General features: G+C 38.3%; 23 protein-coding genes, 1 other RNA gene and 1 pseudogene. 15 read left to right on the top strand and 10 right to left on the bottom strand.

Features of this window, described 5'->3' with window-relative positions; genetic code table 11:
- Nucleotides 1-62 precede the first annotated feature (62 nt).
- Both recA and IEV17_RS06140 read left to right on the top strand, forming a co-directional pair.
- A pseudogene (gene recA, locus IEV17_RS06145) lies at nt 63-1,036 on the top strand (recombinase RecA).
- A gap of 46 nt (nt 1,037-1,082) precedes the next feature.
- Nucleotides 1,083-1,565, top strand: a complete 483-nt coding sequence (locus IEV17_RS06140) for a regulatory protein RecX (RefSeq protein ID WP_004661472.1) — start codon at nt 1,083-1,085, stop codon at nt 1,563-1,565.
- 10 nt (nt 1,566-1,575) lie between these two features.
- Here the strand turns inward: IEV17_RS06140 and ffs are convergent.
- Nucleotides 1,576-1,672: signal recognition particle sRNA small type (ffs, locus tag IEV17_RS06135), an RNA gene on the bottom strand.
- 319 nt (nt 1,673-1,991) lie between these two features.
- Between ffs and IEV17_RS06130 the strand changes: the two genes are divergently transcribed.
- Nucleotides 1,992-2,855, top strand: coding sequence for a YbgF trimerization domain-containing protein (locus IEV17_RS06130; protein WP_004661471.1), 864 nt, complete (start codon nt 1,992-1,994; stop codon nt 2,853-2,855).
- A gap of 68 nt (nt 2,856-2,923) precedes the next feature.
- On the opposite strand, the gene IEV17_RS06125 is transcribed toward IEV17_RS06130, so the two are convergent.
- From IEV17_RS06125 to IEV17_RS06115, 3 genes are all read right to left on the bottom strand, one after another.
- Complete coding sequence (locus IEV17_RS06125; protein WP_004661470.1) at nt 2,924-4,795, bottom strand: SurA N-terminal domain-containing protein; 1,872 nt, start codon at nt 4,793-4,795, stop codon at nt 2,924-2,926.
- Between the two features lie 128 nt (nt 4,796-4,923).
- The gene (locus IEV17_RS06120; RefSeq protein WP_004661469.1) at nt 4,924-5,196 is read right to left on the bottom strand and encodes an HU family DNA-binding protein; all 273 of its coding nucleotides are present in this window, start codon (nt 5,194-5,196) and stop codon (nt 4,924-4,926) included.
- 166 nt (nt 5,197-5,362) lie between these two features.
- Entirely contained in the window at nt 5,363-5,818 is a 456-nt protein-coding gene (locus IEV17_RS06115) for a phasin family protein (protein WP_004661467.1), read from the bottom strand.
- A 210-nt stretch (nt 5,819-6,028) separates the two neighbouring features.
- On the opposite strand from IEV17_RS06115, the gene IEV17_RS06110 reads away from it, so the two are divergent.
- The 8 genes from IEV17_RS06110 to fdx all read left to right on the top strand — a co-directional run bounded on the left by IEV17_RS06110 (nt 6,029) and on the right by fdx (nt 12,161).
- Nucleotides 6,029-6,676 (top strand): hypothetical protein, encoded by a 648-nt coding sequence (locus IEV17_RS06110; protein WP_004661466.1) that lies wholly within the window; start codon nt 6,029-6,031, stop codon nt 6,674-6,676.
- A gap of 108 nt (nt 6,677-6,784) precedes the next feature.
- Nucleotides 6,785-7,258 carry an Rrf2 family transcriptional regulator gene (locus IEV17_RS06105; protein WP_004661463.1) on the top strand — a complete coding sequence of 158 codons (474 nt, stop codon included), beginning with the start codon at nt 6,785-6,787 and terminating at the stop codon, nt 7,256-7,258.
- A gap of 1 nt (nt 7,259) precedes the next feature.
- A complete protein-coding gene (locus tag IEV17_RS06100) occupies nt 7,260-8,477 on the top strand; it encodes an IscS subfamily cysteine desulfurase (protein ID WP_004661462.1) in 1,218 nt (405 codons plus the stop codon).
- 91 nt (nt 8,478-8,568) lie between these two features.
- A complete protein-coding gene (gene iscU, locus IEV17_RS06095) occupies nt 8,569-8,955 on the top strand; it encodes a Fe-S cluster assembly scaffold IscU (RefSeq protein ID WP_004639432.1) in 387 nt (128 codons plus the stop codon).
- Between the two features lie 29 nt (nt 8,956-8,984).
- Nucleotides 8,985-9,305, top strand: a complete 321-nt coding sequence (iscA, locus tag IEV17_RS06090; RefSeq protein ID WP_004661460.1) for an iron-sulfur cluster assembly protein IscA — start codon at nt 8,985-8,987, stop codon at nt 9,303-9,305.
- An 83-nt stretch (nt 9,306-9,388) separates the two neighbouring features.
- Complete coding sequence (hscB, locus tag IEV17_RS06085) at nt 9,389-9,907, top strand: Fe-S protein assembly co-chaperone HscB (protein WP_004661458.1); 519 nt, start codon at nt 9,389-9,391, stop codon at nt 9,905-9,907.
- A 38-nt stretch (nt 9,908-9,945) separates the two neighbouring features.
- The gene (hscA, locus tag IEV17_RS06080) at nt 9,946-11,805 is read left to right on the top strand and encodes a Fe-S protein assembly chaperone HscA (RefSeq protein WP_004661455.1); all 1,860 of its coding nucleotides are present in this window, start codon (nt 9,946-9,948) and stop codon (nt 11,803-11,805) included.
- A gap of 17 nt (nt 11,806-11,822) precedes the next feature.
- Entirely contained in the window at nt 11,823-12,161 is a 339-nt protein-coding gene (gene fdx / locus IEV17_RS06075) for an ISC system 2Fe-2S type ferredoxin (protein ID WP_004661453.1), read from the top strand.
- A gap of 53 nt (nt 12,162-12,214) precedes the next feature.
- Here fdx and IEV17_RS06070 read toward each other — a convergent pair whose 3' ends face one another.
- From IEV17_RS06070 to IEV17_RS06050, 5 genes are all read right to left on the bottom strand, one after another.
- Nucleotides 12,215-12,985, bottom strand: coding sequence for a hypothetical protein (locus IEV17_RS06070; protein ID WP_004661451.1), 771 nt, complete (start codon nt 12,983-12,985; stop codon nt 12,215-12,217).
- Between the two features lie 33 nt (nt 12,986-13,018).
- A complete protein-coding gene (locus IEV17_RS06065) occupies nt 13,019-14,455 on the bottom strand; it encodes an adenylate/guanylate cyclase domain-containing protein (RefSeq protein WP_004661449.1) in 1,437 nt (478 codons plus the stop codon).
- 49 nt (nt 14,456-14,504) lie between these two features.
- On the bottom strand, nt 14,505-14,939 hold the full coding sequence (locus tag IEV17_RS06060) for an HIT domain-containing protein (protein WP_004661448.1): 435 nt from the start codon (nt 14,937-14,939) through the stop codon (nt 14,505-14,507).
- A 199-nt stretch (nt 14,940-15,138) separates the two neighbouring features.
- The gene (mfd, locus tag IEV17_RS06055; protein WP_034601229.1) at nt 15,139-18,600 is read right to left on the bottom strand and encodes a transcription-repair coupling factor; all 3,462 of its coding nucleotides are present in this window, start codon (nt 18,598-18,600) and stop codon (nt 15,139-15,141) included.
- A gap of 81 nt (nt 18,601-18,681) precedes the next feature.
- Nucleotides 18,682-19,494 (bottom strand): SDR family NAD(P)-dependent oxidoreductase, encoded by an 813-nt coding sequence (locus IEV17_RS06050; protein ID WP_004661444.1) that lies wholly within the window; start codon nt 19,492-19,494, stop codon nt 18,682-18,684.
- A gap of 267 nt (nt 19,495-19,761) precedes the next feature.
- On the opposite strand from IEV17_RS06050, the gene IEV17_RS06045 reads away from it, so the two are divergent.
- Entirely contained in the window at nt 19,762-20,352 is a 591-nt protein-coding gene (locus IEV17_RS06045) for a DUF4291 domain-containing protein (protein WP_004661442.1), read from the top strand.
- 99 nt (nt 20,353-20,451) lie between these two features.
- Here IEV17_RS06045 and aceI read toward each other — a convergent pair whose 3' ends face one another.
- Entirely contained in the window at nt 20,452-20,886 is a 435-nt protein-coding gene (gene aceI, locus IEV17_RS06040) for a chlorhexidine efflux PACE transporter AceI (RefSeq protein ID WP_004661441.1), read from the bottom strand.
- A gap of 87 nt (nt 20,887-20,973) precedes the next feature.
- Here aceI and aceR point away from each other — a divergent pair, with 87 nt between their 5' ends.
- The 3 genes from aceR (at nt 20,974) to leuE (ending at nt 23,687) form a co-directional block, all read left to right on the top strand.
- Complete coding sequence (gene aceR / locus IEV17_RS06035) at nt 20,974-21,867, top strand: HTH-type transcriptional regulator AceR (protein WP_004661440.1); 894 nt, start codon at nt 20,974-20,976, stop codon at nt 21,865-21,867.
- Nucleotides 21,868-21,974: 107 nt separating this feature from the next.
- Nucleotides 21,975-22,964 (top strand): transaldolase, encoded by a 990-nt coding sequence (gene tal / locus IEV17_RS06030; protein WP_004661439.1) that lies wholly within the window; start codon nt 21,975-21,977, stop codon nt 22,962-22,964.
- Nucleotides 22,965-23,036: 72 nt separating this feature from the next.
- The gene (gene leuE, locus IEV17_RS06025) at nt 23,037-23,687 is read left to right on the top strand and encodes a leucine efflux protein LeuE (RefSeq protein ID WP_004661438.1); all 651 of its coding nucleotides are present in this window, start codon (nt 23,037-23,039) and stop codon (nt 23,685-23,687) included.
- Nucleotides 23,688-23,789: the final 102 nt, after the last annotated feature.

Genomic DNA, 23,789 nt, shown 5'->3' with positions numbered 1-23,789 from the left:
AGTTGAGATTCAATACATCCACTTGGGTTAGTCGTTAAGAAATAAAGTTTTGAGGTTTTGAGATGGATGATAATAAAAGCAAGGCGTTACAAGCAGCCTTAAGCCAAATTGAAAAGCAGTTTGGTAAAAATACCGTGATGCGCTTAGGTGATAATACTGTACAAGCTGTTGAAGCGGTTTCTACAGGTTCTTTAACTCTCGATATCGCATTAGGGATTGGCGGATTACCTAAAGGTCGTATTATCGAAATTTATGGTCCTGAATCTTCAGGTAAAACGACCATGACATTACAAGCGATTGCTCAATGTCAAAAAAATGGCGGTACCTGTGCCTTTATCGATGCAGAACATGCATTAGATCCAGAATATGCACGTAAGCTTGGTGTAGATATTGATAACCTTTTGGTTTCACAACCTGACCACGGTGAGCAAGCACTCGAAATCGCCGATATGTTGGTGCGTTCTGGTGCAATCGATTTAATCGTTGTCGATTCTGTAGCAGCATTGACCCCTAAAGCCGAAATTGAAGGCGAAATGGGTGACTCACACATGGGCTTACAAGCACGCTTAATGAGTCAGGCTCTACGTAAAATTACAGGTAATGCGAAACGCTCGAACTGTATGGTGCACTTAAGTTCTACGCTTCTGTACGCTTAGACATCCGTCGTATTGGTCAAGTGAAAGAAGGTGACGAGATCACAGGTAACGAAACGCGTGTTAAAGTTGTAAAAAACAAAATGGCGCCTCCGTTCAAAGAAGCTGTGTTCCAAATCATGTATGGCAAAGGCACTAATCAGTTAGGCGAATTGGTTGATCTTGCTGTTCAACAAGACATCGTACAAAAAGCGGGTGCTTGGTATTCTTATCAAGGCAATAAAATTGGTCAAGGTAAAAATAACGTGATTCGACATTTTGAGGAAAATCCAGCAATGGCTCAAGAAATCGAAAAGGTCATTCGTGAACAACTTCTTACTAAAAACAACAAAGAAGCAGCTCAAACTGAAGATGAAGAAGAACCAGATTTTTTAGAAAGCTAAGCTGAAACGCCCTTCGGGGCGTTTTTCTTTCATGAGGATATAAAACTTGTTTAATTCTGAAAAAATAGAGAAACCCAAAACATTGACAGGTGCAAGATTACGCTCTTATGCATTTGCCCTTCTTACACGTCGAGATTATTCCAAAGCAGATCTCGAAGCAAAATTAAATCAATATGCGATCAATCCAGAAGAGGTCGCAAATCTAGTTGATGAGTTAGCACAACAAAATTACCAAAGCGACCAACGTGTTGCAGAACTCACACTAGCCAGTCAACTTAAAAAAGGTAAAGGATTACAAAGAATTAAACAGGCTTTAAAAGCAAAACAACTCGATACAGAACTTATTACTGAAGAACTTTCAGAAGTAGATTGGCTAGATCAAGCTTATCAACTCAAAATAAAGAAATTTGGGATAGATGTAGAGACAGATCCAAAACTAAAAGCAAGACAAATTAGATTCTTACAATACCGAGGATTTGATATGGGAATAATTATGAAAGCAATTGCTCGAACGAGCGATGAAGAATAAATGGTGGCAGCCCTACTAGCATTACTTCGGCACATCATAGATCTATTACCGTTGCTACCTTCCGGTCCTGGCGGGGTTCATAGAGTACAATTGCGAAGCTACCAGCAGGGCTACCATTGCCTGACAAAGTATAGAGATTTTTGCCTGAGTTGCAAGACTTGTATCTGTTTTTAAGTGACTTTTTGATTCAATTGCTTATTTCATCAGCAAAATCTATCTCTATATTATCTATTTAATTTAAAAGTGTATAAACATTAAACAACAGATAATTTCTTTATTCGAAAAATGCTTGAAGATTGTAAATGCTTATTGCATTTAAATGAGTTGCTGCTTTAATGACTAAATCAAAAACATAGATCTAGTGTGCTACAAGTAAACATGAGGACTTGTTCGCTCACGGCTTTTTAACTTTATGGATGAATTTTTATGCTAAAAAAGTATTCCGTACTTTTTACTGCCTTACTCGCTAGCGCACATTTATATGCAAATGTTCCCATTGAATCTCGTGCACTCAGCCAGACGATTGCAGATAATACAAATATCTCTAATACTGGCTCAAACCTAAATTGGGATCTCATTCAAAAGAACCAAAAACTAGAAGAAGAAGTTCGAAAATTACGAGGCCAATTAGAAGAGCATGACAATTCAATTGAGCAACTGAAAAAAGAGTTGGCCAATCGCTATACAGATTTAGATCAACGCTTAGAATTACTCTCTCAAAAAATTGACCCACCAGAAGAAAATACAGAACCAGAAAATAGTACGACAACTGATACAGTAAAAACAGAAACAAACTCAGCTCCAACACCTGCACCCACATCAACAGCTCCTAGTCCTGTAAAACAGGATTCAGTGCCTCAAACACCTGCCGTACAACCGAAGTCAAATACCGCTACCACGAGCAATACCAACAACCAAATTGAGCTAGAAAAAGCAGCATATACGGTTGCACTAGATGCCTACAAACAAGGCGGGGCAAAAAAAGCCATTCAACCAATGCAAAATTTCATTAAGAACCACCCAAATGGAATTTATGTTGGAAATGCTTACTTTTGGCTGGCTGAGTTTTATTTAGCTGTTGAACCTGTTGACTATAAAGCAGCCAAACAAAACTATAATATCGTAGTAACACGCTATCCTAATTCAGCAAAAGCTTCTCGAGCGGTTTATCAACTTTATAGCATTGCAAAAGAAGTCGATAAAAATACTGCTCTTGCCAACCAGTATAAAACAAAGTTGCTTAACCAATATCCACAATCCGAAGAAGCTAAATTTATTCAGAAAAAATAATGCTTATAATGCATAAAAAAGCCAGTTCATAAGAACTGGCTTTTTAAATTTCAAAGCTTAGATCAAACTTATTTGATCTTCGCCTGTGATTTTAAATAATCAGTATAGTCTTCTAGTAACTGCTGACCACGGAACTGCTGATACAACTTAGTTAACTCAGTAATTTGCTCCGGCGGCAACTCATTTGCAGCATTAGTATTCACGTTTGAAACTGCAACGATAACCAACTCATTAGGTAATTTTGCTGTCGTAGCAGACCACATACCTTCTTTAGTTGGCGCTGGAATACTGAAAGCAGCACGCTCAATTGCACGTTTTAAACCTTGAGAACGCGCAAATGTACCTGCATCTTCAAAAGTGACTTGTGATTTTGCAACAACTTGTGCAGCAGGTAATGCTTTAAAATCAGCTAAAATTTTTGCAATTTTTGCTTGAGCAGCTTTATATGCCTTTGCTTCAATGACTTTTGCTTTTACTTCAGCAGTCGCTTGATCTAATGGTTTAACGCCCGCTGCATGGTAATTACGGACTTTAATCCAAATCGTATCACCATTCGCTAACTGAATATTAGAAGATGCATTACGGTCACCGTTTTTCACATCATCATTAAACAGTTTTGCTTTAACATTTAAATCGCTCAAATAAGGATTTTGAGTGGTTAAGGTCACCCCATTTAAAGATTCAACACGAGCACCCTTTACCTCTTGAGCAACTGCTTCTAAAGAGTCATTACCCACAACCATTTCATTTAAGCTATTTACAGTATCGCTAAATAAATTTGCAGTTTTTGCCTTCTGCACTTCAGCTGTTAAGCGAGCTTTCTCACTCTCAAAAGAAGGAATATTTGCAACTGGTGCATTTGCTTCAATAATATGGTAGCCATATTGTGTTTTAACAGGCTTAGAAACTTCACCATTCTTTAAGGCATTAACCGCATTATCAAAGTCGGCTGAGAAAATACCTGGCGCATAAGCATCAACTAAACCACCCTGTGCTTTTGAAGTCGGGTCTTCTGAGAATTGTGCAGCCGCTTGAGCAAATGACATTCCACCTTGAATCTTGGCATAAACATCATTCGCAATTTTTTGAGCTGCTGCAGCATCACGTGCATCAGTTGTAATTAAAATATGCTTAACTTCACGTTTTGCATCTTTCTGCTGCTTTTCAACAAAAGCCTTATAAGCCTGTTGTAAATCAGCCTCAGTGATATTTAAATTAGTTTGAGGCAATAACGCTGGGCTTAAAACCACATAATCAACATCAACACTTGCAACTTGCTTAAATTCATTTTTATGCTTGTTGTAGTACTCTGTTATTTCTTGAGTTGACGCAGTCAAACCTTTTTTATAATCATCCAACTTAATACTTGCTAAATGCAAAGTACGCTGTTCTGTTTGCAAACTCGCAAGCTGATGTAAATCAGATTTACTCACCAACGCATAATCTAACAAAGTCGATGAAATCATTTTTAGTGCATGATCTTGACGCAAGCTAGCAATTAGAGCTTGGTTAGTCATTCCGACTGAACGTAAATAATTTTCATACAACTTTTGAGAAAACTTTCCATTTTCTTGGAAACTTGGCTGTTGTGCCAACATTTGCTCCAGCTGAGTATCGCTTAAAGAAATACCCAGCTTTTCCGCCTGCTGTTGCAATAAAGAGCGTGCAATCAGCGCATCTAAAGCTTTTTGCTGAATAACTGGCTGATTTAAAAGAGACTCATCACCCTTTACCATTGATAAATATTGATCTTTATAATTTTTAGTCGCACTTTCCAAGTCTTTATTAGAAATATCTTGTCCGTTAACAGATTTCGCAACGTCTGCTTTATTACTGCCGCTAAAATATCCTTCAATACCTACAAGCGCTAAAGGGGTCAAAAACAAAACTAATAGGACTTTGCCAAGCCAACCCTTAATGACTGTACGAAATGATTCCATAAGTATTCCAATATTTTATTTCGGGGCAATTTTAACTGAAAAACCAAAGCGAATGAATGCTGAATAAAGTATTTCATTCAATAAATAAAAAACGCACCCAAAATGGTGCGTTTTCTGATTTAAAAAGATTACGCAACTGAATCTTTTAAACCCTTACCTGGTTTAAAACTAGGTACTTTGCTTGCTTTAATTTGAAGCTCTTCACCTGTTTTAGGATTACGACCAGTACGTGCAGCACGTTCTTTAACGCTAAATGTACCAAAACCAACTAAAGTAACCGTATCACCGCTTTTAAGTGCTTCAGTGATTGACGCAATTGTTGCATCGAGTGCCTTACCAGCATCCGATTTAGATACTCCCCCTTTTTCAGCAATCGCATCAATTAATTCTGATTTATTCATGATAAAAAATATCCTCTTAATATCGTTTGTTAAGATCCAAGGCTATAGTTTAAAAGGCCATGCCGCCTTTATAGCAATGCTTTAGGGGAGAACGCAATACTAGAAAGGCTTTTTAGCAAAAATAAATACTCAAAAACCACATAAACAGACGAGTGCCTATATTTTTTTACTTTTTATTCAATTTACTCTTTAATTGATTATTTTCTTCAATCAATGCATCTACTTTAATATGTAGCTGAACTAAAAGTTGCTCGATATGCTGGAGATCTTTTGGAGTCACTAGACCAATACGATTCAACGAATGATTCACACCTGTGTCTAAAATTTTTTCAACTTTATCTTTAGTATCCGTCACTGATTCTTTGGCTTTTTCAGTCACTTTTCCAACAGTGTTATCAGCAAAATCGACGGTCTTGGATTCTAGCTCTTCACCCACCTTGACTAAAGAGTCAAATAATTTATTTCCCTCTTCTTCGGCGCGTGAAAAAGCACCTAATCCAGCCAGCCAAATCTGTTGCGTATACTTTTTGAAATCAAGGGCAGATTTTTTAGAACTCTTTGATTTTAGCTTAGTTTTTACCTCTGCCTCATCAGTTGGGTGTTCTACATTTGAGTTGTCCATTAACCATTACTCCCAAGCACTTTACAAACAGTATGTCGTATTTAACCATAAAAATGTTTTTATAATATCAAAGTTAAGACTTGATCGTTTTAAAAAACTGTTCTACAAAGCAATAAAGTCATGTAAATTATTTTTAACAATTGAGTATGGATACTCAGATTTACGTGCTTTATGAAATTTATAGTGTGATTGGCAAGGATAAAGAGACCTATGAGTGATACGCAACAAAGACATAAACACCCCCATTTGTTGCTAAACATTGTCATCATTGTTTTAGAAACTTTTTTTTCATTCATTCTCACGCATGATGCAACTTTACGCTTGCAAGCGAAAAAACTTATCGATGAAAAAGTTACCATTCGAATCAACAGTTATATTCCTTTTTTTGACTTTTATGTCCAATTTACCGAAAAAGGAATTTTATTTGATATGAAAGCACTAGATCGAAAAGTTGATCTAGAAATAAATAGCACACTCATCGATTTGATTAAAATTTTCGTATTTAATAATCAGCGCAGTATCTACAATATGCGTATTTTAGGTGATGCAAGACTTCAAGAAGATGTGATGGATTTAATCCCTCACCTCACACTCACGAGTATATTCGCAAATTGGAAACAATGGTTCAATGCATTTGATAGTGATGCAGAAGCTATCGCGTCTCAGCAACGAATTGCGCCATTGCTTGATAAAATCGATCAGCAACGCTCTGAGATCAACTCATTATTGGTTGAAGTTAAACAATATCAAAACCGCATTCATCGCCTGCAAAAACGCCAACGTTGGATTAATATTTCATTTGCTGTATTCAGCTTTATTTTAATAGGCTTTTTCGTTTATAATATGTGGATACAATAATTCCAACATATTTCACTTTTCACACGCATTTTGGCAATTAAAAAACTTGACTATTTTAGTCGGAATTCATAAAATTTAGACATCTAGTCTAACCATGTGTACCGAATCATGCGTCTTACAACTCGCGGTCGTTACGCAGTGACTGCTCTACTTGATTTAGCTTTGCAGCCAACTGAACAAACGATCACGCTTGCCGAAATAGCAGCACGTCAATCCATATCAGTCGCCTATTTAGAACAGTTATTCGCAAAACTTAAACGACATGGGTTAGTTTCGAGTGTTCGTGGTGCTAATGGTGGATATCATCTTGCACGAAATGCAACTGAAATTACCGTGCTAGAAATTATCGAAGCTGTAAATGAAACCGTCGATGCAACACGTTGCGACCATAAAGGCAATTGTCAAAATGGTGCAATGTGCTTAACACATGACTTATGGCAAGAACTCTCCCACCATATTGCCGATTATCTCGCAAAAATCTCTCTTGCAGACCTGATCGCACGCGACAATGTTCAAACTGTTGCACTTCGCCAAAACTCAGCAAGTTTAGATTCAGCCCTCCTATCGGTTACAGGTATTTGACATGAAACGTCCAATTTATCTTGATTATGCAGCAACAACACCAGTACTTCCTGAAGTTGCAGAACGTATGATGGAATGTTTAACCTTCGAAGGGACTTTTGGTAATCCTGCATCACGCTCACATGCCTATGGTTGGCAAGCTGAAGAAAAAGCTGAATATGCACGTGAACAAGTTGCAAACCTAGTTAAAGCAGATCCACGTGAGATCGTTTGGACTTCTGGTGCGACTGAATCTGACAACTTAGCACTAAAAGGTATTGCTCAGTTTTACGGTTCAAAAGGCAAGCACATCATTACTAGTAAAATCGAACACAAAGCTGTGTTAGATACTTGCCGCGAGCTAGAAGAACAAGGTTTTGAAATTACTTATTTAGAACCTGAACCACGTACAGGTTTAATTACGCCTGAAATGGTGAAAGCAGCTTTACGTCCAGATACCATTCTTGTTTCACTGATGATGGTGAACAATGAAATCGGTACGATTACTGACGTAGCAGCTATTGGCGAGTTAACACGTTCGAATAAAACATTCTTACACGTTGATGCTGCACAAGCCGCTGGTAAAGTTGAAATCGATCTTTCAACTATGAAAATTGATTTAATGAGCTTCTCTGGTCATAAAATTTATGGCCCTAAAGGAATTGGTGCTCTATTTGTCCGCCGTAGCCCACGTGTTCGCTTAAAAGCACAAATGCATGGTGGTGGTCATGAGCGCGGTATGCGTTCTGGTACTTTAGCAACTCATCAAATTGTAGGTATGGGTGAAGCTTTTGAAATTGCTGGTAAAACTATGCAAGCAGAACAAGAGCGTCTTCGCCACCTACGTGACAAACTATGGAATGGCTTCCAAGACCTTGAGCAAGTGTTCTTGAATGGTCATCCGACTGAGAACGTTGCAAACTATCTTAATGTCAGCTTTAACTTCGTTGAAGGTGAATCATTAATGATGGCGTTAAAAGATCTTGCAGTGTCAAGTGGTTCAGCATGTACTTCTGCAACACTAGAGCCTTCATATGTATTACGTGCTTTAGGTTTATCTGATGAATTAGCACATAGTTCAATTCGTTTCAGTTTTGGTAAATATACAACTGAAGCTGATATTGATCATGTGTTAACAATTACCAAAGCTGCTGTTGAGAAATTACGTGAACTTTCTCCGCTTTGGGATATGTATAAAGAAGGTATCGACCTTTCAACAGTTGAATGGGCTGAACACTAATTCATTGTAGTTTGAATTGAACTCTTCATTGAAAACAGTGTTTTAACCCTCATATTAATATTAGGCTGACCCCGAGGTTTGGAGAAGCGACATGGCTTATAGCGAAAAGGTAATTGATCATTACGAAAACCCTCGTAATGTTGGTGTATTAGACAAAAATGCAGAAAACGTAGGTACAGGTATGGTCGGCGCACCTGCATGTGGCGACGTGATGCGTTTACAAATTCAAGTCGATGACAATGGCGTAATTGAAGAAGCTCGCTTCAAAACTTACGGCTGTGGTTCTGCAATCGCATCAAGCTCTCTTGTAACTGAATGGTTAAAAGGTAAAACGCTTGATGAAGCTCAAGCAATCAAAAATATTGATATTGCGACTGAGCTTGCGCTTCCACCAGTAAAAGTACACTGCTCTGTATTGGCTGAAGATGCAATCAAAGCTGCGATTGAAGACTATCGTGGTAAGAAAGCGAAAGCTTAATTGATGACCGAAATAATATTGGAGTTTTCATGATCCATTTAACTGAAAATGCTGCGACTCACATCAGCAATTACCTGCAAAACCGCGGTAAGGGTGAAGGCATTCGTATTGGTGTGAAAACTTCGGGTTGTTCTGGGTTGGCTTATGTACTTGAGTTTGTCGATGATATCGATACACATGATCAAGTGTTTGAACAACTCGGTGTTAAAGTTTTTGTTGACCCTAAAAGCCTCGTTTATCTCAATGGTTTAGAGATGGATTATGTGAAAAATGGTTTGAATGAAGGCTTTGAATTTAACAACCCTAACCAAAAAGGTGAATGTGGTTGCGGTGAATCATTTACCGTCTAACTAGCAACACCCTCTTTCTTTTCGTCAAAACAGTGTGTTCCGCACTGTTTTAACGTATTTATTAATAGCGGAATTCATCTCCCATGAATCATTTTGAGTTGTTCCAATTACCAGAAGCACTCGATATAGATTTAGCAGCTTTAAAAAAACAATTTTTAAGTTTGCAACAGCAATATCATCCCGATAAAGCCACTGACAAAGATCAAGCATTGATCAAGTCGAGTGAAATCAATCAAGCGTATAAAGTGCTCTCACAAGTTGATAGTCGTGCGGCGTATTTACTTGGCTTAAAAAAACAAGATCATCACTTGGATCAATCCATTAGCGATTTTGAATTTTTACAATCTGCACTCGAAATGCGTGAACAGCTTGATGAGGCCACCTCTACCGAGCAACTTAGTACCTTAAAAGTTGAAGTTCAGCAATGGATTGACGGGTTAGTTCGTGAATTTAAAATCGATTTTGCTGAAGAAGACTGGGCTGAGGCTCGTGATACCGTTCGTAAACTACGTTTTTTTCAACGTGTAATGAATGATATTGATAAAGCTGAAGATCGTATGTTGGACGAAGAAGACAGCTTCGATCTCGATGATGATTTTTAATCCGCTGTTACCGAATATTTTCAAGGGATACCTCACGCATGGCACTTTTGCAAATTGCTGAACCAGGTCAATCTACTGCTCCGCATCAACATCGTATTGCGATCGGTATTGACTTAGGGACAACCCACTCTTTAGTGGCGACAGTGCTATCGGGAAAACCGAAAGTTCTGCAAGATGATAAAGATCGTGTACTACTACCATCGATTGTTCATTACGCAAAAGATTCAACGACGTTTGGTTATGAAGCCAAGCCGTTTATGATGACTGACCCCAAAAATACTGTTGTTTCAGTAAAACGTTTTATGGGTCGCTCACAAGCAGATATCAAATTCCAGCATCCGTATACACTTGTTGGTGCAGAAAATGAGATGCCAGCATTTGAAACTGCTGCTGGTCGCAAAACGCCTGTCGAAATTTCTGCTGACATTTTAAAACAGTTAAAAGACCGTGCCGAAGCAAGCCTCAACAACCCTATCAACGGTGCAGTGATCACTGTTCCAGCATATTTTGATGAAGCACAACGCCAAGCGACACGTGATGCTGCTCAACTTGCAGGTTTAAATGTTTTACGTTTGCTGAATGAACCCACTGCGGCAGCTGTTGCCTATGGATTAGACCAAGATACCAACTTGAGTACCGATCGTAACTACGTGATTTACGACCTAGGTGGCGGTACATTTGACGTTTCAATTTTACGTTTCTCACAAGGTGTCTTTGAAGTTCTCGCAACAGGTGGACATACCGCACTTGGTGGTGATGACCTTGACCGCCTAATCGTGAAATGGGCAAAAAAACAGCTTAATATCGAAACTCTAAGCGATGAAGAATATGCTGTTTTTGTTGTTGCAGCGCGCCAAGCCAAAGAATACTTAACAAATCATGAAGCTGCTGAATTAAAACTACTGGATGATCGCCTCACTTTAGATCGCCCAACTTTTGAATCGATTATTCAAGTTGCACTCGATAAAACCATGAGTGTATGTAAACGTGTACTGCGTGATGCGAAACTTGAACTCGATGAAATCGAACATGTGGTTTTAGTAGGTGGTTCAACACGTTCGTATGCCGTACAAAAAGCTGTACACGAATTATTTGAACGTGAACCACTCTGTACTATCAATCCTGATGAAGTCGTTGCAATTGGCGCATCTATTACCGCCAACCAGCTCATAGGCAACAGTCAAGATGGCTCATTATTACTTGATGTCACGCCACTTTCTCTTGGTCTAGAAACCATGGGTGGATTGGTTGAACGTTTGATTTCACGAAACACCGCAATCCCTGTAGCTCGCCGTCAAGAATTCACCACTTATCAAGATGGTCAAACAGCGATGTTGATTCATGTGGTACAAGGTGAACGTGATTTAGTCGAGCATTGTCGCTCATTGGGTCGTTTTGTTTTACATGGCATCCCACCAATGACTGCTGGTCAAGCACGGATTGAAGTGACCTTCCAAGTTGATGCGGATGGCTTACTGACAGTATCTGCGAAAGAAACTACTTCTGGTGTTCAAGCGCAAATTGATATCAAACCATCTTATGGTCTATCTGCAGCGGATACTGAACGCCTCTTGGTTGAAGGTTTCCAACATGCGGAAGAAGACAAACAATTGCGCCATCTGCAAGAAACAAAAGTGGAAGCACAACGTGAGTTGGAAGCTTTAGAACAAGCGTTAAAAGCAGATACCGATTTACTCTCTCAGCAACAAGCACGAGATCTAATTCTTGCTGCTGAAGCGTTAAAAGCTCGTCTTAAAACCGATGAGCTTGCAGCGATTGAACATGCCGTTCAACAACTTAAAATTCACAGCGATGCCTTTGCAGCACTTCGTATGAATCGACATATTGACCATGCCTTAAAAGGTACAAAACTTGAAGATTGGTCAAACTCAAACTAAAGGTATAGGTGATCAATATGCCACGTATTAAAGTTCTTCCTCATGCACTCATTTGCCCTGAAGGTGCAGAATTTGAAGTCGAACAAAACGCCAATTTATGCCAAAGCTTATTGAAACAAGGCATTAAAATTGAACATGCTTGCGACATGTCTGCGGCATGTACGACTTGCCACGTGATTGTTCGTAAAGGATTCGATAGCCTTGAAGAAATGAACGATGTTGAAGCGGATCTACTTGATCGTGCATGGGGCTTAGAACCTGACTCTCGCCTGTCATGTCAAGTTGAGATCGTTGATGAAGATTTAGAAATTGAAATTCCGAAATATACGATTAATCATGCTTCGGAAAATCACTAAGCTTTATCCATAAAAGAACTCCTCTTTATTAGAGGAGTTTTTTTAATTTAAATTTATTGATCAACATCATAATCATCAAAATATTGCCAAATAGACTCCACATGATCTCTATAAGCACCTTTATCTATAGGTAGATCATATAATATTTGCAAATCTGGATTATATTTGAGTAATTGTGCCATATTGGTCAATTGAATATTTTGCTCAAAATCCAAACTATTTTCAGAAAAATCATGTGCATCCACATGACAATACATTTGCCAATCTCCGCCTGCATGAGATACCCAGCGTATTGGCAATTTTCCATCAATGACACAAGAACACGCAATAACCCCTAAATATTGTGGGAATGCTTTGTATGCTTGCGGATTAAAATCTCTGGTGAAAGGAGTCGCATCCATCACTTCCTGATAGCCTGTAAATGCAATTCCCCGTTCCGCAAAGAAATTTTCAATATCACCATCTTGACGTTTTGCATTATTCAACCAGATTACTTGCCATTCAGTTAGACGTTCTCCACGGTCAGCAGTAAATACGCCTGTTTGAGGTTCATTAATCCAGCAGCTTTGACGTATCAAAACCAAAGGATGTTCCGCTCCCGCAGTTTGTTCGGAAAACTGTTGAGCATCTTCATAACTGGAAAATGCACAATAATAATCTTGCCCCTCATATTCATCTAGCGCACCACGTTCTGGATGACACCAAACTCGATATTCAAGAACATCATCATAAAAATAACCTGCACCTGACTTTACCAAAGCAGGATACTCACCCACCATACTCTCATCAATAGCCACTGGATACTGTGAAACGAATGCAGACATTATTTCAACTCTATAATTAATTATTGAATGTTTTTATCTTACTTCATCATCCAAAGTCAGTTTTGGAATACCCTGAGCATTGGTAATTTTTTGTTGTGTTTTGATACGCTGAACCATATTCTCCAAAATTTCAACTAATTCTGGATATTCATAATTCTGCACTTCCTCTAAGTTCAAGACCAGATGGAAGCCTTTATAATCGAAATCAAACCATTTTTGTGTATCGGATTTCTTACCTGTGAATTTTTCCATTACCTGCCAAGTTTTAACAGGTCCTTGAATCCCTTTTAAATAAATTGGCACTTTCGGTACACACAAAAACTCACCTTTAATCAGTTGGTGAGTGTCATCCGCAATTAAGATTTCATCAACTTCAGCAGCAGACTGCAAACGTGCTGCTAAATTAACATCACGACCAACAATGGTGTAAGCCATACGATGCGAAGCCCCGTAGTTGCCTACGTGACAATAACCCGTACTAATACCCATTCGAATGTGCAATGCTGGATAGCCCATTTTCTTCCAACGCTCACGCAACAATTTCATTTGCTGACGCATTGCGATCGCCATTTCTACACAAGACTTCGCATCTTGTTCAACACCCTGAGAATTTGGATCACCGAAGAAGATGAGAATCGCATCGCCCATAAACTTATCAACGGTTGCTTCATACTGTTTTGCTATTTCAGTCATATGACTTAAATAATCATTAAGTAAAAAAGCTAAATCATCAGGAATAAGGCTTTCTGAAAGTTCAGTAAACCCTTGAATATCGGAGAAGAAAATGGTTAATTTCTTACGTTTGTATTCAATTTTAGCTTCAGCTTCCCCACGCATGATCGACTGCCATAATTGTAATGGCGCATATCGACTCAATTGGTTAGCAAAAGCAATGTAGCGTGTCATTTGGTTATGATAATGCTGACGCTGTTGCCCTAAAATATTGATTCTTCTATGTTGATAATAGTTACCAATCACAATAAACATCATTAAACCAAATAAACTAACAACAGTCAGTTCTGGATTTGTAGGTTCGAAATATTCTTCAGCACCAAAAATTGCAAAAGTACAAAAGTAAAAAGTGAGAACACCGATCAGTCCGATTAAACACGCAACAGGGAGTGTAATTTTATTATTTAAACCAACGTAAAGAAGTCCAAATAAAATCGTAAAAGTAGGAACTAAACTTAGGTGTAACCCTGCAAGTACAATCGCAACGATGACCGCTTCAAAAGCAAAAAGTACGTTTTTTTCAGTATTCTTATCAAATTTGTATTGGAGCCAGTTGTCTAATTTAGGACAGATTAGGAAATGAATCAGTAATAAAGGAAGGATGTAAAGCTGATAGTTAGCACTCGGTGCGGTAAATGTATAAATTACCAAAATCAATGACAATATCGAATATCCCATCAAACGATGAAAATAAGCGAACTGTCTAGGTTCTTTATCTATTAACCTATCTAGTGGCACCCTATCCTCCTTCCTTATTATAGAAGATTGTTTTTATTTTATATTTCCATCAATCCATACGCCAATCGAATGGCATATCGCCTTGACCACGTAATGCAAGCATCAAGGTTTGACGCATATGCGCAAGTACATCATTACTATAAGGTACCGCAGGCGTGCCCCAAACAGGTTTCGGCCACGCAACATCATTTTGATAACGCACAACATGATGAAAATGAAGTTGTGGTACAACATTACCTAATGCAGCAACGTTCATTTTGTCTGCACGAAAAACCCGTGACAATTGACTAGATAACCAGCTAGATTCGCGCAAGAACTGCTCTTGATCAGCTTGGCTTAATTCATATAACTCGGTAATTCCCGGTACACGTGGTACAAGAATCAACCATGGAAATTGCATATCATTCATTAAACGACATGTTGAAAGCGGAAAATCGCCTACAAAAAATGTATCTTGAGCAAGTTGTGGATGCAAACTAAACATATCTTTATAAATGATGCAGAATAATGATGATGGTCAATACTATCACATCAGTTTTGATGTGAGTATTATTAGTCACCTGTTTGATTACAAATAACAATGATTTTCTTTATTTATTACATCAACATCTGACAAAAAACAGATTCTTTGCTTAAAGAAAATCAAAGTAGTTTAATTATGCAGCAAAAAATTTACTTTTCAACTAACTATGTAGTTCGTTGAGTAGTTTATTCAATAGATCAACAATAAACTGAATCCGCTTATCGTACTCAGCCATTTGCACTGTGATCTTTAAGCGTTGACCACCTTCCATACGATAGTGGGTTGGATTCTTTTGCATTAATTGAATGATACTGATTGCTTGCACTGGTGTGTCTGGCGAAAATTCAATGTATCCACCATTATTATTGACATCAATCTTAGTAATCCCTAGCTGCTCTGCCTTCAAACGTAATTGATGCACACTAAACAATTGTTTGACTGACTGAGGTGGAATGCCAAAACGATCAATGAGTTCCATCCGAATATTATCAAGTTTCTCTTGCGTATCAGTATTACTAATACGCTTGTAAAACAGCAGACGTTGATGAACATCCCCTAGATAATCATCTGGAATCAGCGCAGGCATGTGTAGGTTAATTTCAGCAGTTAATGACAAAGGTGCATCAAAGTTTGGCGTTTTACCTTTTTGGATGGCTTTGGTCGCTTTCTCTAGCATTTCCATATACAAGCTATAACCAATCGCTTGCATCGAACCACTTTGCTGCTCACCGAGTAATTCACCCGCACCCCGAATCTCCAAATCTTCAGTTGCAAGCATGAATCCTGCACCCAGTGTTGAAGCACGTTGAATGGCATCAAGACGCTTTTCTGCATCGCCTTTGAGATGTTTTAGCGATGGAACCAATAAATAAGCATACGCTTGGTGATGCGAACGCCCAACACGACCACGTAATTGATGCAATTGCGCCAAACCTAACTTATCTGCTCTTTCAATGATAATCGTATTGGCATTGGGTACATCAATACCCGTTTCGATAATGGTTGAACATACAAGAACATTATATTCTTTGTGATAGAACTGTTGCATGACCTGCTCAAGTTCACGTTCGCGCATTTGTCCATGTGCAACTGCAACACGTGCCTCTGGAACTAAATTACGAATCGTTTCTGCTGCTCTTTCAATGGTTTCAACTTCATTATGTAATAAATAAACCTGACCACCACGTAACAACTCACGCAAAATCGCTTCTTTAATTGAGTCATCCGTATGTTCTTGAACAAAAGTTTTGACGGCTAAACGGCGAGCAGGCGGCGTTGCAATAATCGAAAGATCACGCATCCCAGAGAATGCCATATTCAGAGTTCGTGGAATCGGTGTCGCCGTTAGTGTCAGCATATCCACATCGGCACGTAAAGCTTTAATCCGTTCTTTATCACGAACACCAAAACGATGTTCCTCATCAACAATCATTAATCCAAGGTTTTTGAATTGAATGTTTTCTTGCAGAATTTTATGCGTTCCCACCACAATATCAACTTTGCCTTCAGCTAAATCTTCAATCGTTTTCAGATGCGTTTTATTACTACCAAAACGAGACAGCACTTCAATACGCACCGCTGTATCAGCAAAACGATCTTTAAAGGACTCATAATGCTGCTGTGCCAGTAGCGTAGTAGGAACTAATACCGCAACTTGCTTGTTGTTTTGTACTGCAACAAAAGCTGCTCGCATCGCCACTTCAGTTTTACCAAAACCGACATCACCGCAGACCAAACGATCCATTGGTTTCGCCAACTGCATATCATGGAGGGTTGCTTCAATCGCATTGGCTTGGTCTAAAGTCTCTTCATAGGCAAAGCCACTGGAGAATTGCATATATCCAGTATGATCCAATTCAAAGGCAAAACCCGGTTTCGATTGACGGCGTGCCTGAATATGTAACAACTCAGCCGCAACATCATGGATTTGCTCTAAAGCTTTCCGCTTGGCTTTACTCCATGTATCTGTACCTAATTTATGCAAAGGTGCTAAGTCTGGATCGCCACCACTATAACGACTGATCAGGTGTAAATTGGTGACAGGCACATAAACTTTTGCACCATCCGCATAATCGAGCTGTAAAAACTCATGATCCTGTTGATCAATTTCTAAGGTAATTAAGCCTGCATAACGCCCAACACCATGATCGATATGTACTACAGGCGCGCCAATACTGAGTTCAGTTAAACTCCGAACAAGAAACTCTTCAGAAACTTCTTGTTGACGCTTACGACGTCTTTGTACTACCCGATGTTCATAAAGTTGATTTTCAGAAATGACTGACAGTTGATTGCTGAGCACCAGTCCACGATCTAATGGCGCGCTTGTGATTGCAACTTGTAGCTTGTCTTTCTGAAATTGAACAAAACTCTCTACATTTTGGATTTCGCCTAGAACCGAACGTAATGCATCTTTTAAAGTTTCACGCCGACCTGCGCTTTCTGCTACCAATAAAACAGGATGTTTAACTTGGTCAATATAATGTTTAACTGCTTCAAAGGGCTGTTCTTTTTTAGGATCAACTGCAAGCTTTGGTGGTTGTTCTGCTGCAAGATTTAAAACACCTACTTTTTCATCAAATGCTTCTGCTGAAGCTAAAATCCTTGGAAATTGGTTTAATGCCTGTAACACATGATTTGGCATTAAAAAAAGTTCTTCAGGCGGAAGAATTGGTTGGTCGATGTTATGACGGCGATCTTCATAACGACGAACCACTTCTTTCCAAAAATTGATTAATTCATCTTCAACTTCGTTATTTGTAATGACAACGCAATTCTTTGGTAAGTATGTCATAAGCATACTTTGCGCTTCCATCACCTTTTTCTCAAAGAATAAAGGTAAATAGAACTCTAATCCCGGTGTTGCAATTCCTTCAAGTACATCTTGATAAATTGGGTTTTTCTTAGGATTCGCAGTTGGAAAACTTTCTGCGTAACGATCTCTAAAGGTAGAACGTCCCTCTTTTAAAGGAAATTCTTTTGCTGGTAAAACGGTGAAGTTTTTTAAAGATTCAGTGGTTCTTTGCGTTTCTGGATCAAAAAATTTTAAGCTTTCAATTTCATCATCAAATAAATCAATTCGAATCGGTTGATCTTGTCCAGATGCATAAATGTCCATGATACTGCCACGAACTGCAAATTCCCCATGATCATAAACAGTATCAACCAAACGATAACCCGCCTGCACCAGTTGCTTTTTCTGTGCTTCCAAATCGAGTCGTTGTCCAACTTTAATATCAAAGTGTTCACCAACCACCCATGAGTACGGTGCAACACGTTGCGCTAAGGTACTTGCAGAAACCAGTAGAATACCCTTTTGTGGCATATTCGCTAAAATCGCCAAACGTTCAGAAACAATATCTTGATGCGGAGATAAACGATCGTAAGGCAAGATTTCCCAATCAGGAAAAATCGTTGGTTTTATCCCGTAAAATTCAAGTTCACTTTCGAGCTGAGCAAGATGCTGATTATTTCTCGCAACAATCACATATAAATTTGAACTTTGCGTGGCAATTTCTTTGAATAATAATGCTGCTGATGATCCAAGTAAGGAACCAATCCAGCGTTTTTCGCCTGCTTTGAATTGTTGTAGGTTTAATTGAGAGATTTCTTGTTGAAACATAGAGAAAATCATGTAATCGAAAAGACAATAGGCTTAGTTTAACATGGAGTTTTTTATGTGGATATGAATCCAGAAAGAAGACTAACTGGATTTATCCTTTAATTTTTTCTCTAATCGACGATCCATCAAACGAAATAATGGTCGAGTTAAATTCATCACTGTTGTCGGCGCTGTATTCAGTAAAGCATTGGCAATTGCACCACTGGTACTGGTAATACGATAAGATTTTTGCTGTACAGCTTTGACAATCCAGCCTGCGGCGGTGGACGTATCTAGCATCCGCATATGTTTATAAATCGTTGTTTTAGATGACATGGGGGTTCTGACCATTGGAAAATAAACAATACTCACATCAATTCCTTGATCACCTAGCTCCATTCTGAGCGAACGTGAAAAGGATTCTAAAGCCGATTTACTGGCTAAATATGCTGAAAATAATGGAATTGGAACTTGAGTTGACATAGTAGAAATATTGACAACATGTCCCTCACCTTTTTCCAGAAAGTGTGGCAATAAGGCTAATGTCAAACGCACTGCTGCAAAATAATTGATTTGCATGGTACGCTCAAAATCGTGCAGCCGATCTAATGCCTGAATAATTGGACGACGTATTGAACGAGCAGCATTATTAATCAGGACATCAACTTTTGCATGTTCACTAAGTATTTGTTCAATACAGTTTTTAGCATGATCTTCCTGAGTAATATCTACAGGATAAATCCATACTTGACCGCCTTGCTGTTGAATGACCTGCTGTACTCGTTCCAATTCATCTTTACGACGAGCAATTAGACAAATTTTCGCACCCAATTCAGCTAGCTGAATCGCAGCCTGTTCACCAATTCCACCTGATCCACCTGTCAATATAATGGTTTTTCCTTGTAGGTTTGTCATACGTTTTCCTATTTTTTATACAATATATAATTATCCATTTTGATCTTATTCATTTAGCTTCTAGGAGAAAAGTCTTCTTCGGAAAAACTCAAAGAAAGCCTTTCTCAAATTATGATTAAGCTCACCAATAATTTTGATTTACTTAGGCTATTTAACTCGCTATCCTATTCAAATCGTTTATATGCGATAAAAATGAAACTTACGATCATTTAAAAATCGAATAGTTATCTTATTTTTAATAAAAAGAGAGAAATTTAATCTAAATCTATGTCAATAATCATTCCCACTCAACAAATTCGAGCTGTTTATAACGAACAGACGATTCGAGTTTATCAAGCTTATTCTGATGCTATTGCAAATGCCGCCCTTCTTAATCAAACTTTTGTCTCACCACCATTTAAAATGGAAAGAATGACATGGATCAAACCATCATTCCTTTGGATGATGTATCGTGCAGGCTGGGGTTTTAAAGACAACGGACAAAATCGTATTTTAGCTATAGACATCACCCGTGAAGGTTTTGAATGGGCATTGGCACATAGCTGCCTCAGTCATCGTGATCCGTCATTAAGCGAAGAAGAATGGCAACAACGCAAAGATCATTCACCTGTACGGATTCAATGGGATCCTGAACGTGATCTATTATTACAACCACTTGAACATAGGGCGATACAAATCGGACTGAGTAAAGAAGCGGTTCAACGCTATGTCAATCAATGGATTGTTTCGATTACAGACCTTACACCACTTGCACATCAGATTTATGCTTTAGTACAAAAGAATAAAATGGAAGAAGCTCAATTATTATTACCAAAAGAAATGGTATATATTCCTTCAATAAAAAGAGATTCACTCTGATTGAGTTACTTTTTATTGAAAAATAGGATTTTCTAAACTTTTTTCAGCATCAAATCGTAAAATAATAAAGGCTGATTTCTCAGCCTTTATCTATATTTATTAATTTACAGAAGCCAACTTCACATCAGGAAAGAAACGCTCTTCTACCATGTCATAACACCATTGGAAGATAAAGGTATAAACCAAAATACACATCGTTAGACCAAAATCTAAAATTAATGCATCAATAAAGCTCATCTTCATCATATAAGCAATAATTGGAATGGTCGCAAGCATCAAACCACCCTCAAAACCAATCGCATGCAAGATACGCACAGGGATAGTTCGTTTCCACTGATATTTATGTTCAACTTTCTCAAAATAATGGTTAAAAATCATGTTCCAAATCACTGAAATGACGGCCATGATTACACCTAGAATACCGGTCACCTCTAAAGGCATACTAAAAATAAAACTTAACGCAATTGCGATGATGACCAATAAGATCACTTCATAGCTAATTGCATGAATGAGTCTTCTTCTGGAAATCAACATTTTATAACACTCTTTTGTTTGGATACTTGTCATTTTATTTTTATAATTTTGATTAATCTAATCAGGTTCTTTCAGTTTTTTTGACAGATGAATATTAATCAAGAACAACTTCTAATGTTCCAGACCGTAATCGAAACAGGTTCATTTTCGGCTGCTGCGCGGAAACTCGGTAAAGTTCCTTCGGCAGTGAGTATGTCAATTGCCAATTTAGAAATTGATCTCAATCTCAATTTATTCGAGCGAATTGGACGTGAACCTACACCAACACCTGCGGCTATGGTTTTATATGAGAAAACTCAACAACTTTTGATTGAGATAAATCAATGGAAACAGCATGCTCATGCACTCAGCACTGGACTAGAGTCAACCTTAAACATTGTCGTGGTTTCTGAATTGCTGCATACCAATTGGACAGATTACATCACGTTGCTTGAACAACATTTTCCAAATCTGACCATTAATATTTTTTCTGCTCCTCAGGAAGATGCTTTACAGATGTTACTGGATCAGTCTGCGCAACTTGCACTCATGTTTGAACGAGAACAGTTAGATAGTCGTGAACAATTTGTTGAATTAAAAAGAGAAGCTCTTATTCCAGTGATTGCTCAAGGTCATGCTCTAGCCCAATTTGAGCAAATTTCATTTGAGCAAATGGTGCAGACACGCCAAATCGTGGTCGCTAGCCGTGACCATAGCATCAAGCCAGAACTACTATTTTCTAAAAATTATTGGCGCACAGATAATCATCACTCTGCGTGTATGATGATTCTTCGGAATTTAGGTTGGGGTGTTTTGCCCTTAGAAATGTTTAATGAAAACCCTGAATTAAAGAAAAAGCTAAAAGTTTTGCAACTTTATGATTTCACACCTAAGTTTGAATACTATGTCGATCTAGTTTGGAGTCGGGAAAGCGAGTTAGGTGTTGCTGCTAGATTTTTGATTGAACACATTCGACTACTACGTCAGCAACCTAGAAAATAGAGTAAATCACTCAGGTTTAAATGTATTGAATGCGATGCTTTGCTTTCCTGTAGATTGTGCTATAAAGAAGTTATCCATAATTTTGTTTAAGTAAGAACGCTATATCAATGACTCAGACTGCATTACACCAATTAAAAAATTTAACAACCGTTGTTGCCGATAGTAGTGATCTAGAAGCGATTGAAAAATTTCGTCCCTTAGATGCAACAACCAATCCATCACTTATTACAGCAGCGGCTGAACAACCTGAAAGTAAGCAACTGATTGAAGATGCTTATACACAAGCAAAACAAGAAGGCTATCAAAGTGATGAACTGATTGAACGCACCATTGATATTTTGACGGTGAAGTTTGGCGTTGAAATTTTAAAATTGATCGATGGACGTGTTTCAACTGAAGTCGATGCTTCTCTTTCTTATGATACTGATGCGACGATTGCCAAAGCGCGTGAACTTTCTAAACTTTACCAAGGTTATGGTATTGAGCAATCTCGTATCTTAATCAAGATCGCATCAACATGGGAAGGCATTCAAGCAGCTAAAGTTTTAGAGGCTGAAGGAATTCCATGTAACTTAACATTATTGTTTGGTTTGCATCAGGCCCAAGCTTGTGCAGATGCAAAAGTAACCCTTATTTCTCCTTTTGTCGGTCGAATTTTAGACTGGTATAAAAAAGCGGAAGGCATCGAGCAATACCCAATCGAAAACGATCCAGGTGTTCTTTCAGTCAAGAAAATTTATAACTATTACAAACAACACGGCATTGCGACACAGGTCATGGGAGCAAGTTTCCGTAGCACAGCACAAGTCCTTGGTTTAGCAGGTTGTGACTTACTCACAATTGCACCAAATCTATTGGCTCAACTTGAACAAGATCAACAGGTTGTTGAAGCTCAACTCAGCTCAACTTCGGCGCAACAAGCTGAGAAAATTGAACGTACAGCTCAAAGCAAAGAAAGTTTTAAAGCTGAACTTGAGCAAGATTTAATGGCTTTCCAATTACTACAAGGTGGTATTGATGGCTTTATCAAAGCACGTGATCATTTGAGTTTATTACTGCGTCAATCTTTTGGTATTGATGCAGAGATTCGACCTTAATTAGTTTATTTTTCACCTATAAAAACCGATTTTTGTTATATTAGCGAAAATCGGTTTTTTAATGAGTAGATTGTGTTCGGCATAACAGATTTAACCACTTTCATTATTGGTACAATCTTAATTGTGTTATTGCCTGGCCCAAACTCTTTATATGTAATGTCAGTCGCTTCACGTTATGGCATTCGCACGGGCTATGCAGCAGCATGTGGTGTATTTACAGGTGATTCGATTTTAATCCTGTGTACGGTATTAGGTGCAGCGTCATTATTAAAAGCCTTCCCGATTTTATTTGTCGTTTTAAAATTAACAGGCGCTTGTTATCTCGCATATCTAGGTTTCAAACTATTACAAAGTGCGTATCAGACATGGAATAAGCCTCCACACCCTACAGAAATGGCTGATTTACCACGTTTAGATCAAATTCATCCCTATCGTACCGCCCTCAGTATCAGTTTACTTAATCCTAAAGCGATTCTGTTTTTCCTGTCTTTTTTCGTGCAATTTGTACAACCCAATTATGCTTATCCAGCACTCAGCTTTCTGGTCTTAGCCATTATTGTTCAACTGGTCAGTTTTACCTATCTGACAGCTTTGATTTTCTCAGGTGTTAAATTAGCAAACTTTTTCAAACATAATTACAAACTTGCCGCTGGAGGTGTTTGTAGCGTGGGTATTTTATTCTTTATGTTTGGATTACGACTAGCAACGTCTACCCTTGCATAATCCTGTTTTGATCATATGATCAATTAATTCCATCATTTTAAAACTACGATTTCCGCTGAATTAACGATATACTTTTCAACAAATTTTAATCAAGTATAGATG

It is taken from the genome of Acinetobacter modestus, from assembly GCF_014636095.1.
GTDB classification, from domain to species: Bacteria; Pseudomonadota; Gammaproteobacteria; order Pseudomonadales; family Moraxellaceae; genus Acinetobacter; species Acinetobacter modestus.
This window is presented reverse-complemented; position numbering and strand designations above follow the sequence as displayed.

Coding starts and splice junctions, on each gene's coding strand:
- IEV17_RS06130 (WP_004661471.1), top strand. CDS start 1,992: ATGCTAAAAAAGTATTCCGTACTTTTTACTGCCTTACTCGCTAGCGCA.
- IEV17_RS06125 (WP_004661470.1), bottom strand. CDS start 4,795: ATGGAATCATTTCGTACAGTCATTAAGGGTTGGCTTGGCAAAGTCCTA.
- IEV17_RS06120 (WP_004661469.1), bottom strand. CDS start 5,196: ATGAATAAATCAGAATTAATTGATGCGATTGCTGAAAAAGGGGGAGTA.
- IEV17_RS06115 (WP_004661467.1), bottom strand. CDS start 5,818: ATGGACAACTCAAATGTAGAACACCCAACTGATGAGGCAGAGGTAAAA.
- IEV17_RS06110 (WP_004661466.1), top strand. CDS start 6,029: ATGAGTGATACGCAACAAAGACATAAACACCCCCATTTGTTGCTAAAC.
- IEV17_RS06105 (WP_004661463.1), top strand. CDS start 6,785: ATGCGTCTTACAACTCGCGGTCGTTACGCAGTGACTGCTCTACTTGAT.
- IEV17_RS06100 (WP_004661462.1), top strand. CDS start 7,260: ATGAAACGTCCAATTTATCTTGATTATGCAGCAACAACACCAGTACTT.
- iscU (WP_004639432.1), top strand. CDS start 8,569: ATGGCTTATAGCGAAAAGGTAATTGATCATTACGAAAACCCTCGTAAT.
- iscA (WP_004661460.1), top strand. CDS start 8,985: ATGATCCATTTAACTGAAAATGCTGCGACTCACATCAGCAATTACCTG.
- hscB (WP_004661458.1), top strand. CDS start 9,389: ATGAATCATTTTGAGTTGTTCCAATTACCAGAAGCACTCGATATAGAT.
- hscA (WP_004661455.1), top strand. CDS start 9,946: ATGGCACTTTTGCAAATTGCTGAACCAGGTCAATCTACTGCTCCGCAT.
- fdx (WP_004661453.1), top strand. CDS start 11,823: ATGCCACGTATTAAAGTTCTTCCTCATGCACTCATTTGCCCTGAAGGT.
- IEV17_RS06070 (WP_004661451.1), bottom strand. CDS start 12,985: ATGTCTGCATTCGTTTCACAGTATCCAGTGGCTATTGATGAGAGTATG.
- IEV17_RS06060 (WP_004661448.1), bottom strand. CDS start 14,939: ATGTTTAGTTTGCATCCACAACTTGCTCAAGATACATTTTTTGTAGGC.
- mfd (WP_034601229.1), bottom strand. CDS start 18,600: ATGTTTCAACAAGAAATCTCTCAATTAAACCTACAACAATTCAAAGCA.
- IEV17_RS06050 (WP_004661444.1), bottom strand. CDS start 19,494: ATGACAAACCTACAAGGAAAAACCATTATATTGACAGGTGGATCAGGT.
- IEV17_RS06045 (WP_004661442.1), top strand. CDS start 19,762: ATGTCAATAATCATTCCCACTCAACAAATTCGAGCTGTTTATAACGAA.
- aceI (WP_004661441.1), bottom strand. CDS start 20,886: ATGTTGATTTCCAGAAGAAGACTCATTCATGCAATTAGCTATGAAGTG.
- aceR (WP_004661440.1), top strand. CDS start 20,974: ATGAATATTAATCAAGAACAACTTCTAATGTTCCAGACCGTAATCGAA.
- tal (WP_004661439.1), top strand. CDS start 21,975: ATGACTCAGACTGCATTACACCAATTAAAAAATTTAACAACCGTTGTT.